General features: G+C 58.0%; 10 protein-coding genes. 4 read left to right on the top strand and 6 right to left on the bottom strand.

Going from position 1 to position 10,279, the window contains the following annotated elements:
• A partial coding sequence (locus NW818_RS06990) for an ATP-dependent metallopeptidase FtsH/Yme1/Tma family protein (RefSeq protein WP_414424160.1) occupies nucleotides 1-898 on the bottom strand: 898 nt, incomplete at its 3' end.
• A gap of 260 nt (nucleotides 899-1,158) precedes the next feature.
• Between NW818_RS06990 and NW818_RS06995 the strand changes: the two genes are divergently transcribed.
• Complete coding sequence (locus NW818_RS06995) at nucleotides 1,159-1,632, top strand: hypothetical protein (RefSeq protein WP_011432275.1); 474 nt, start codon at nucleotides 1,159-1,161, stop codon at nucleotides 1,630-1,632.
• Here NW818_RS06995 and NW818_RS07000 read toward each other — a convergent pair.
• From NW818_RS07000 to NW818_RS07015, 4 genes are all read right to left on the bottom strand, one after another.
• Entirely contained in the window at nucleotides 1,629-1,889 is a 261-nt protein-coding gene (locus NW818_RS07000; RefSeq protein ID WP_414349997.1) for a ferredoxin-thioredoxin reductase variable chain, read from the bottom strand. The two genes, NW818_RS06995 and NW818_RS07000, sit on opposite strands and share 4 nt — an antisense overlap.
• Nucleotides 1,890-2,236: 347 nt before the next feature.
• Entirely contained in the window at nucleotides 2,237-3,646 is a 1,410-nt protein-coding gene (locus NW818_RS07005; RefSeq protein ID WP_414424161.1) for a cytochrome c biogenesis protein, read from the bottom strand.
• A 111-nt stretch (nucleotides 3,647-3,757) separates the two neighbouring features.
• On the bottom strand, nucleotides 3,758-4,507 hold the full coding sequence (locus tag NW818_RS07010) for a cytochrome c biogenesis protein CcdA (protein ID WP_414424162.1): 750 nt from the start codon (nucleotides 4,505-4,507) through the stop codon (nucleotides 3,758-3,760).
• An 80-nt stretch (nucleotides 4,508-4,587) separates the two neighbouring features.
• On the bottom strand, nucleotides 4,588-5,481 hold the full coding sequence (locus NW818_RS07015) for a prephenate/arogenate dehydrogenase (protein WP_414424163.1): 894 nt from the start codon (nucleotides 5,479-5,481) through the stop codon (nucleotides 4,588-4,590).
• A gap of 509 nt (nucleotides 5,482-5,990) precedes the next feature.
• Here NW818_RS07015 and NW818_RS07020 point away from each other — a divergent pair.
• Nucleotides 5,991-6,389, top strand: a complete 399-nt coding sequence (locus NW818_RS07020; RefSeq protein WP_414330450.1) for a hypothetical protein — start codon at nucleotides 5,991-5,993, stop codon at nucleotides 6,387-6,389.
• Here NW818_RS07020 and NW818_RS07025 read toward each other — a convergent pair.
• Complete coding sequence (locus NW818_RS07025; RefSeq protein ID WP_414424164.1) at nucleotides 6,386-8,305, bottom strand: ABC1 kinase family protein; 1,920 nt, start codon at nucleotides 8,303-8,305, stop codon at nucleotides 6,386-6,388. The genes NW818_RS07020 and NW818_RS07025 overlap by 4 nt on opposite strands.
• A gap of 249 nt (nucleotides 8,306-8,554) precedes the next feature.
• Here NW818_RS07025 and NW818_RS07030 point away from each other — a divergent pair, with 249 nt between their 5' ends.
• A complete protein-coding gene (locus NW818_RS07030; protein WP_414424165.1) occupies nucleotides 8,555-9,394 on the top strand; it encodes a lysostaphin resistance A-like protein in 840 nt (279 codons plus the stop codon).
• A gap of 266 nt (nucleotides 9,395-9,660) precedes the next feature.
• Nucleotides 9,661-10,279, top strand: a 619-nt coding sequence (locus tag NW818_RS07035) for a caspase family protein (protein WP_414424166.1), incomplete at its 3' end; no start/stop codon positions are given.

The raw sequence follows: 10,279 nt of genomic DNA on the forward strand, positions 1-10,279 counted from the left end.
CCATCTCGGTGAGCAACTGGTTCAGGGTCTGCTCCCGTTCGTCGTTGCCACCTCCCAAGCCAGCTCCCCGCTGGCGACCGACTGCATCAATTTCATCGATGAAGACGATGCAGGGAGCATTTTGCTTGGCCTGCTCGAACAGGTCCCGTACCCGCGAGGCCCCCACCCCAACAAACATCTCCACAAACTCGGAGCCGGAAATGGAGAAAAAGGGCACACCTGCTTCTCCGGCTACGGCGCGGGCCAACAGGGTCTTACCGGTGCCGGGCGGGCCCACCAGCAGCACCCCGCGGGGAATCTTGGCTCCCAAAGCGGTGAAGCGCTCTGAATTTTTCAGGAAATCCACCACTTCTGCCAGCTCCAGCTTGGCCTGATCGATGCCGGCCACATCGTTGAAGGTAATTTGGGTTTTCGGCTCCATCTGCACCCGTGCCCTGGATTTGCCGAAGTTGAGAGCTTGGCTGCCTGGGCCATTTTGAGCCCGCCGCAGCAGGAAAAAGAGCCCCAGCAAGAGCAAAACCGGCAGGAAGAAGGTGCTGAGAATGCGCCCAAGTAGCCCCTCCTCTTGAACAGGGCGTACCGCCAGCTCCACCCCGTTGGCAACCAGGGTGTTCTCAAACTCAGGGGTAAGGGGGGGCAGATTCACCTGCACTTGGGTGGCGCGGTTGTTGATTTCTGCCTCGGCGATGGCAACCTGGCGACCATCCGGGGCCGTCTCCACCAAAACTTTGCTGACCTCGCCCCGTTCGACGCGGCTGATTAGGTCGGAGTAGCTGATCTCCAAACGCTCAGGCGGGCGAGTACCCAAGAAGGTGGTGGCTAAAGAGATCAAGACGATGGCCAGTAGCGCATATAACCCCGCGCTTCTCCATTTCTTGTTTTTACCTTTCTGACTCACGGAAGTGTTTCCTCCCAAAGGGTGTTTTTGAATCGAACTCGCAGATGGTGACCTATGGGTAACAATCTGGGGTCGGGTGGGTTCTTGCAGCAACAGACTGTTAATTAATATTAACCTGACTGAGAGGGTTGCCGGGGATCCCTGCAATTCCCCTCTTCTGGCCAGGAGTTTGGGGATAGGATTGAGGGACCAAGGCTGTGCCGTCAGCCAGGATAGGTGGTGTTTTTTCCATTCTCATTCCAGCTTGCCCAGGGATCCCTATGCTGACTCAACTGCGCGAACTGAGCATCGCTGCCGACGGGCGCTATCTCAGGGATGAAGAGCTGCAGTTCATGGAGACCTATCTAGCCTCCTTTGACCTACGCCTGAGCGCCTATCGCAAGATTCAGGCGGCGGAGGCCCAGATCATCCGGGATGTGGAGATGAAAATGCGCGCGCTGGATCCCTACTTGCTCATGCGAGGGGTGGAAGACTTTAGCAACAAGTGGAAAGCTGACACCGTGCGGGTTTTGCGCCTCTCGGCTTTGGCCATGCTCCTGGACGATGAGCAACGCTACAAAGATCGATTTCTCTACTGGTTCCAGACCTTAATGCGGGCCTTCCGCACCCAACGCAGTTGCGAGGCCACCTATCGCTTCCTACAAGAAGTGATAGCCAATTACCTCACCCCCGAAGAAACCAAGTTGATCAGGCCGATTCTGGAAACCAACCGCACGCTGTTGGGCCTCAACTAGGCAGCCGTCTCAGCAGACTCTCCAGAACCAGCCGACTCCACCACCTCTAGCTCATCAGCTTGGAGATGGGCACGGAACTTGTTGTCAAACTGCACCTGAAAGGGAAAGTTGGCGCTGATCGGGCGGCCATTCCAATCTCGAAGCACGGCCTTCAGTTCCCCTTCCATACCTTTGAGGTCAAAAGGTTGATTGCGATGTTCCGGGTGGTGATAGACAATCACGCTGGTACGCACCCGCACCCGATCTCCAACTTTCATGTCTTGCCCTCCTGAAAAGGCAGCATACTGCAGGAACCGACTGGAAACACTCTAACTCAATCTCTAAGCAAGCTTTCCGGATGTGGAGAAGTGTGTGGAAACTGAAACAGTAGTTTGCATTTTTCTCAAGTTCCCTCTCACTTTCGATGACCCGAGAACATCCCCTCAAACTCAAGCCATGAGCCCGACCCAAGGGATCCCCCTGACTGGCCACTGGATCCCTGCATTGTATACATCCTTCCAGAGAACTTTAGGGTGTGGCAAGGAAAATCAAATGAGGGCTTTCAACCTCATGGGATCCCTATTGGGCAGGAGATAGAGCTCAGTTTCGGAGGAAAAGGCAACACCTATCCAATCTCAGCTTCCGCCAGGATCTGGGAAAGAGAGAAGGCGACCTTTTGTTGCTCCACCAAGCGGTCGAATTCTCGCTCGAAGGTGACCAAGGCCCGGTTGGTTTTGCCCCCCAAGTAGAGCCCCGTCTCCGTTTGCAAAGCCCAGATTTGGCTGTAGCTGAAGTAGCTCATCACCACCCCCACCATCAACAGGCCAAATCCGAGATACACCGCAGGGATCCCTGGATCCGATTTAATTTGCAGTCCGGTAGCGCCGATCACCTCATCCAGATACAGAGTGAGGGGGTTGGGGAAGCGTTGGGGAGCGACCTCGTCGAGGGCCAAGCTCATGCCTTGGCGCAGGGATCCCATCCATTGCCCTTCAGTGTCGTAGAGCAGGGCTGTCCCCTGCAAATCCGGCAGCAGCAGCGTGAGTCCCTGGCTCATGTCCGGCTGGGTGGGCACAAAAGCGCCCCAGAGTTTGTTGCCTGCCTCGGTGCGCACCGGCACCACCGGGATTTGAAAAGAGGGGCTATTGTTGACGCGGATGCGGATGCTGTCGATGCTCCAATCGGCTTGGTAAAGGGTCACACCCCGGTAGGAGAGAGGATGGTTGACGGAAATGGTCTGACGTTTAACCTCCTGACCCTGATCCAAAATCGAGAGGTCGGAATAAAACTGCTTGACCCGGCCATCGGCAGCGTAGTCAATCCAGAAGCGATTGGCCCGAATTTGCCAGGTAGGCAAGTGAGCGCGAGCCAGATCCCCTGCTCCGGTCAAGTGTTGAATAGAAGCCACGCCGCCGCTGGGAATGAGTTCTTGGGCCTTGAAGCCGCTAATGCTGCCCCAAATCGCCCCCAGCAAGATCAGCAGCATGCTGACATGCACCAAGATGGGGCCGATCCTGCCGATCAACCCTTTGCGGGCGTAGAGGTAATGGCCCTCCTGAAACACCAGATAGCCCTGTCGACGCAACTGCTGCGGCAGCCCTTGTAAGGATTGTTGGGGCAGATAAGTCCAAAAGGGCAGGCGCTGAAAAGACTGCGGACGGGTGAGATAGCTCCAACGGCGAGCCACCTTGAGCATTGGCCACTGGCGCGTAAAGGAACAGGCGATAAGGCTGCTGCCGAACAGGATTAAAATAGCCAGAAACCAAGGGGTGCGGTAGACGTGATCCAATCCCAAGTTCAGGATCACCCGCCACGTGAGAAAGCCAAACAGGGCCGGATGCTCTGGATAGTGGGCTTGATAAAAAGCCGCTGTTTCCTCTTGCTCAATTACCGTGCCGGTGGCGCTCAAGACCGCAATTGCCAACAAAAGGCCAATGGCCAGGCGCAGATCCGCCAGCAGCGGCAGCAGCTCATGACGAAAGTACCGCCGCAGCGAGGAAACCCAGCGGGCAAGCGGGAGAGAGTATATGACCATGAGAAGTTTGTCGGCTTAAGATTCAGACCGCTGCTCTTGCCAGGCAAGGTGCAGTCCCCAACAGGGTGCTGTAGGTGTAGCCCCATCTTAGCCTGCAGCAGCAGGGATCCCTTAGACCCAGGCCGACAGGATCGTTACGCTGCCGAACCCCACCAACATCACCCCACTGGCGTAGGTGAGCCAGCCCGACCAGCGCCGCAAGGCCAACAGTTGCTTCACCGCTCCGGTAAACACCCCCGCCAGGAGCAGGGGAAAGGCCAACCCTAGCCCGTAAGCCAGCAGCAGCCCGCCTCCTACCCAGGGTTGCCCTGTGGTGGAAACCCAGGCCAGCAAAGCCACCAAAACCGGCGTACTGCAGGGAGAGGCCACCAGGCCAAAAGTTAACCCCAGCAACACTGCCCGGCCTAACCTGGGCCATTTCCCGGGGATCTCGAGGCGGTTAAACCCATCGGGAAAACGCAGGGGGAGCACCTCCAACAAGTTCAGCCCCATCAAGATGGCAATTCCCCCCGCCACAGTGGGCCCAAAGGATCCGGTTTGTCCGTAAACGCGACCCAGCAAAGCTGCCGACAAACCCAGCAGGGTCAGGGTAAAAGCCACGCCAGCCGCAAAACCCAGGGATTGAGCCCAAACTTGCCACCGCCCTTCCCCAGCCGTTTCCTCAGAAGCGGGGGTGTAGCCGCCGATGTAGCCGATGGTCACCGGCAGCATAGACAACGTGCAGGGGGAAAGACTGGTGAGCAAGCCCGCCAGACCCACCACCAACAGACTAACGGGAGAAAGGTGCTGCAGTTGAAACTGAACCAGCTCAGTTGCCCATTGTTCTAGGTGGTAAAGCCAGAGCTGAGCCGCATTCAACATAAGCTCAATCTGTCAACATAAGCCCAAGGTAGCATGAACTCCCCCGCCCCCCTGGGATCCCCAGTCTTGGGGGAGTACGTCTACTGTCCATTCCCACCGCGCAGGTTGTGAGGAATTCCGCGAGGATGGTTGACGGGGAACTGCTGCCATTCCTGTTGAGCTCGTTGCAGCACCAGGAGCAATTCGTCCCACCTTTCGCCAGCGATCAACTGCTCTATCTGTCGTAACTGGGCTTGGTAGCTGTGCAGGGCAGTCAGCAGCGCCTGTCGGTTGTGGCGGGCCATTTCCAAACCCAATTGCGGGATCCCTCCGCCAACACGGCTGGTATCGCGGAATCCGCTGCTGGCCAAAGTGCGGGCCAATTCCAGAATCGCGGGATCCCCTTCTTGGCTAACCGCTGCGATCAAACTGGCGCTGACCATAACTGGCAAATGGCTGATCCAGGCCACCGCTCGGTCATGGCGTGCGGGATCCGTGAGGACAGCTTCTGCGCCAACAGCAGCAATCAGTTCTTTCACCGCATCGAGAGCCTGAGGTTGGGTCTCGGCGATGGGAGTGAGCACGTAGGGCCGCCCCCGAAACAAGTCAGCTTCTGCCGCTTGGATCCCTTGCAGGCTTTTGCCGGCCATGGGGTGCCCCCCCACAAACCAGGGCCACAATTCGGTTGCCGGAGCGACGATGGGCTGCTTAACCGAGCCGACATCGCTCACCACGGTTTCTGCCGACAAATAAGGCAACAGGGCGGCTAGGGTGGCCAACACCTGCTCCAGAGGGGTACAGATCAGCACCATTTGCGGATCAAAGCGAGCCAACTGGGCCAACTCGGTTCCACAGCCTTGGACAGCACCCCGTTCCAGAGCCTGTTTGCAGGTGGCCGGGTTGCGGCTTATCCCCCAGACGGGATATCCCTTTTCGGTCAGTTTGAGGGCCAGGGATCCGCCAATCAACCCCAACCCGACAATGGCAATGCGCATAGTATCTCAGTAAGCCAGTGAAACTCCTTTTTGGACACCACCAACAACCGCTTCCAGGTGTAGTAGGAGGCTGCTCCCGTAGCTCAGCGATACTCGCCACCGGCGGGCAAGCCTAGTTCCTTCCGAAGCTCCCGCCGCAGCAGCTAAATTCTCGGCCAGGGACTGTCCACTTGTCCATTTTTAAGTCAATATAGGGGTAATATCCGGGCTTGCTTGCCCTGCGGATTCGTGGTAGCCAAACTGGCCTCCGACAGGAAAAACAAGGGCAGGCCTTGGATGTATTGGCAGGAGCTCGGCCCGCTGTGGACTGCTGTTGCGCCGAAGGGATCCCAGCCTTTCGTGCCGGCTCAGCGCAGTTCTTCTTCGCTTACTCAAGACCACGTGTCACTCTTCTCAGCGATTCTCCAGAACTGTACCCATCGAGCCACTTTCACAGCGGGCTCAGCTTTTGGCCTGCGAGTTCCCGCTTTAACCCCCGTTGGGGAGCACTCTGTCGTTTAGGAGATTCTATGCCTAGTGAACCCAAAACCCGCAAGAGCCGTGAAAGCACTAACCCGCGCCCGCGCGACCGTCGTCGTGAATCGGCCAAAGGGAGCAAAGGGGCAGTCTCAGCCACCCATCTCTCCTTGCCGAAGCTAATTCAAGAGAATGCGGTGCTCCAATCTCGCAGCCAGTTGTTGTTGATGTACAGTGACTTCCAAACCGAAATGCCCAACGATGGCAAAACCGGTGTGGGCACCTGGCTACAGTCTCGACTCAAGGAGCACGGCATGCCCAGCCTGCTGCGTTTTGGCCCCCGCTCCCGCCCCCAGGTTTTCCGCCGCGATGAATTTTCCGAGTGGATTACGCTGGCTCTGGCCTCTGTTAACCCCAACAGCGATACTGCCCCCCAAGAGCACCTGAGCTAGGCCGGAAGGGGAAGTTGAGCGGTAGAAGCAGAGGTTGCCGGCCCAGGGATCCCGCCACGCCCGTTGAGGGAAGAGGGTGAACTGGGCTTTTCTGTATCCGGCAATAGCAGGTCGCGGATGAGGCGGGCTGCCGAGCGTTGCAACCAGCGGGAGGCCAATTGACGGCCCAGTTGTTGGGCTTCGGGCTTGGCAGCCACCTTGGCAACAATCGGCAGAAGCTGCAGCGGCTGAAAGCTTGGGTTGCTGCTGAGGAGTTCCCACAGACGCTGCAAATGAGCCAAGCCATCTGAGCCGCCCTGGGATCCCGAGCTGGAGAAGAGCACATCCACTAGGCGCTCCCGCAGGAAAGCGCCCCGCTCAGAAAAGATAAAATCAACGGCCTTTTCCAGGGATCCCTGTAGATCAAAATCCTCGCTGTTGACGGCGTTGCGCAGCAGGTTCTCCAGGCGGTTCCAGCGAAATTGCCCCTGGTTGAACAGCAGCTCCCGCAGAGATACGCGCAGCTCCGGGGCCGGGTCGGTGAGCAGGCGCTGAGCCACGTAGGGATAGGCCACGCTCAACACCTTAAAGTTGGGATCCAGGCCGATGGCGATCCCTTCCAGGGTGAGCAAAGAGCGGATGATCAAGGCGTAGTAGGCGGGAACTCGAAAGGGAAAGTCGTACATCACCCCCGAGAGCCGATCGGTGATGCTCTTGAAATTCAGTTCGGAGACCGATTTGCCCATCGCTTCGGCGAAGACAGCTTCCAGAGCAGGGATGATGGGAGTCAGGTCGGTATCTGGATCCAGGAACTCCAAGTCCACGTAGTCTTGGGCCAGCCCGGCAAAGTCTCGGTTTACCAAATGCACAATCGCCTTGATCAGGCCGTAGCGCTGATGGGGCGCGATGGTGCTCATCATGCCGAAATCGATATAGGCCAGCCGCCCGTCGTACATGGCCAAGAGGTTGCCCGGGTGGGGATCGGCGTGGAAAAAGCCATTTTCCAAAAGCTGCTTGAGGGAGCAATTGACACCGATCTCGATCAAGTGCCGTCCATCCAGCCCCGCAGCAGCGATTTTGTCAACCTGAGTCAGCTTGATGCCATCAATCCACTCCATCGTCAGCACCTTGGTGCGGGTGTACTCCCAGTAAATTTTGGGAGCGTAGATGGAGGGGTGACGGTACAGCGCCAGGAACCGCTCGGCATTGCGGCCCTCCTGCGTGTAGTCCATTTCTTCGTAGAGGCGCCCGGCAAACTCATCGACGATGCCCACCAGGTCGCTGCGGATGCGGCGGAAAGTGCGTTTGGCCCAGGCGGCCAGGCTGCGGACAATATACATGTCGAGAGAGATGCGCCCAATCAAGTCGGGCCGCTGCACCTTGACGGCGACTTTCTCCCCGCTGTGCAAGTAGGCCTGGTACACTTGCCCCAAGCTGGCGGCGGCAATCGGCTCGGGGCTGATTTCTCGAAAGATTTTGTCTACGGGTTTGCCGATTTCCGACTCGATGAGGGCAAAAGCGATGGCATTGTCAAAGGGGGGCAGCTCATCCTGCAGTTTGGCCAGTTCCTCCAGAAATAGGGGCGAAACCAGATCGGGACGGGTGGAGAGGGCTTGGCCGATTTTGATGGCCGTCGGCCCCAATTCCGTGAGGATCTCCCGTAGCCGGGCCGCATGTTTCGGGCGATTCTTCAGTTCTACTCCCCGCCAGCGATCCCAAAACACCCAGGCCAACAAGCCCAAAAAAGGGGTGATCAACTGAAACAGGCGCCGCACCACCAGATCCCAGCGCCCTCGATATTGCTTGGCCAACCGCTCTGGGTCGTAACGCAAGCTTGGCTCAGGAACCACCCCCAGATCTGCCGGAGGGATGGAGACAGCCCCAGAACCCAAGCCATCCTGCCTCGCTGCTGTTGTCACTACCGGTGTTGCGCCCATAGATGCCCCAACGGATTCCGTAACACATCTTAACTTGCTGGCTCAGCCTGGCGACTCTTGGAGGCGGCCACCGGCCTGCTCGATTGGGCTTGAAAAGGCCGGCCAAACCTTCAGAAAAGGATCTTCATCCTCTCCCGGAGAAGGTGACAGCAGCCCACCTACGGGGATCCCCGCCAAACCTAAAATGGGAAAACCGCGATCTCTGCCTTTGTGTCTGGATCCCCCCCTCTACGGCCTGCCGAGCCGAGTGTGACCGGATTTGCAGCCCTTAAGGCGCGCCACGTGCTGTTGGCCTTCTTGGTGATCAACCTGGGGGTAGGCTTGGGAGCCATCGCCTTGGCCCAGCTGTTTCATCTCCCATCTGAAGATCCTCTGCTGGCCGACTTTGTCTATTGCGCTACATTTGTCCTCACCTGTATCTGGAGCTGGCGACGGGGGCAGCAAGCCCATCTGCAGATGAGACGGCTGTGGGGCAACTGGCGGGCTGCTATTCCTTGGGGATCCCTGCTGCGGGTGGTGCCGGCTTTGGTAGTGCTCTCCATCGGCACAACTTTACTGATGATCTACCTGATATCTTGGCTTGCACCAGAGCTGGCGGAGTCGATGCTGCACTCACTGGGGGAAGAGGATAGGGAAACGGCCTGGCCGCAGATGTATCAGGGGTTGCGCTGGCTCTCGATTGGGGTGGTGGCCCCCATAACGGAGGAGTGGCTGTTTCGCGGCATCTTGCTACACCGCTGGGGCCTCAAGTGGGGCCTCTCCAGAGGTCTGCTGGCTTCTTCTGGGGTATTTGGCCTGCTGCACCCCAACCCCGTCGGGTTGACGGTGTTCGGCCTGGTGATGGGCCTGTTCTACCTGCAGACCCGCTCCCTGACCTTGCCTGTCTTGGCTCATGCCTTGAACAATCTCTTGGCTTTAGCGCTGGGATCCCTAGGAGGGGGAAGGATGGAACCAGCTGATCCAGTCGGGGCTTTCCACCTCTACTTTGGCCTGTTCTGTCTGGGGATAGCTGGGTTCATTTTGGTTCCCTTCGTCCGCTTCCATTGGCCGGAGCGTGGGGCTTGCTTGCCCTATTTCCTGAACCGCTGAGTATTGACTTCCTCACACTTTCCCTCCTGTCTGACGGACTTGTCTGACAGAAGAGCGCTGCCGTGGGATCCCCATGGGAAGTAGCGGAGGTTTGATTGATAAGGAATGCAAAGAAAACGCCAAAAACTGTCACTCGATCTCGGGAAAAAGCTGTGTGGATGGGGATATCCTGAAATAGGCAGCAACAGATTCCAGTGCAAAGTTTAGCTGTGGCTCGCTGGCCGATGGGGTAGTCGTTGGGCCGGGGGTCAGCCCAGAGGGTCAACATGGAAAGGCGGTCTTTTCTGCAAAAACTCCTCCTGGTTGCTGCCGGTCTTGGCCTATCCCCTGGCTGGTTGAGGGGCCGGGCTGAGCGATATGGGCAAGCTTTGGCGGCTGGCTCCCGCAAGCTGGCTGTTCTCATCGGTATTAACCGCTACCTTGGCGAGGGATCCGCGCTACAAGGGTGTTTGACAGATGTGGAGTTGCAGCGGGAGCTACTCCTCTATCGCTTTGGTTTTGACCCGGCAGACATTCTCACCCTTACCGATGGGGCAGCTACACCAAGTGGGATCCAATCGGCCTTTGCAGAGCACTTGGGGGGTCAAGGTCACACGGCTGAAACGGTAGTGGTGCAGTTTAGCGGCTATGGCCAGTGGCGGCTGGGATCCGCGCCCAACTGTTGGCAGCCGGTGCTGCTGTTGTCTGGCTCTGAGGGAGTGGCAGCAATGGAGCTAGACAGCTTTTTCCGGCTTTTGGAAGGCTTGGGCACTGCCCAGATCACCACCCTTCTGGACTGTGGCTTTACCTATGTCTCGCCGTCGGTGCGAGGCAACTTGCAACTGCGTTCCCGTCCCCCAGCCGCGATCTCGGACTCCAAGGACTCCGTCCCGCTGGCGCGATCGG

Origin of the sequence: Synechococcus sp. R6-5 (assembly GCF_047461775.1) — a bacterium.
GTDB lineage: Bacteria > Cyanobacteriota > Cyanobacteriia > Thermostichales > Thermostichaceae > Thermostichus.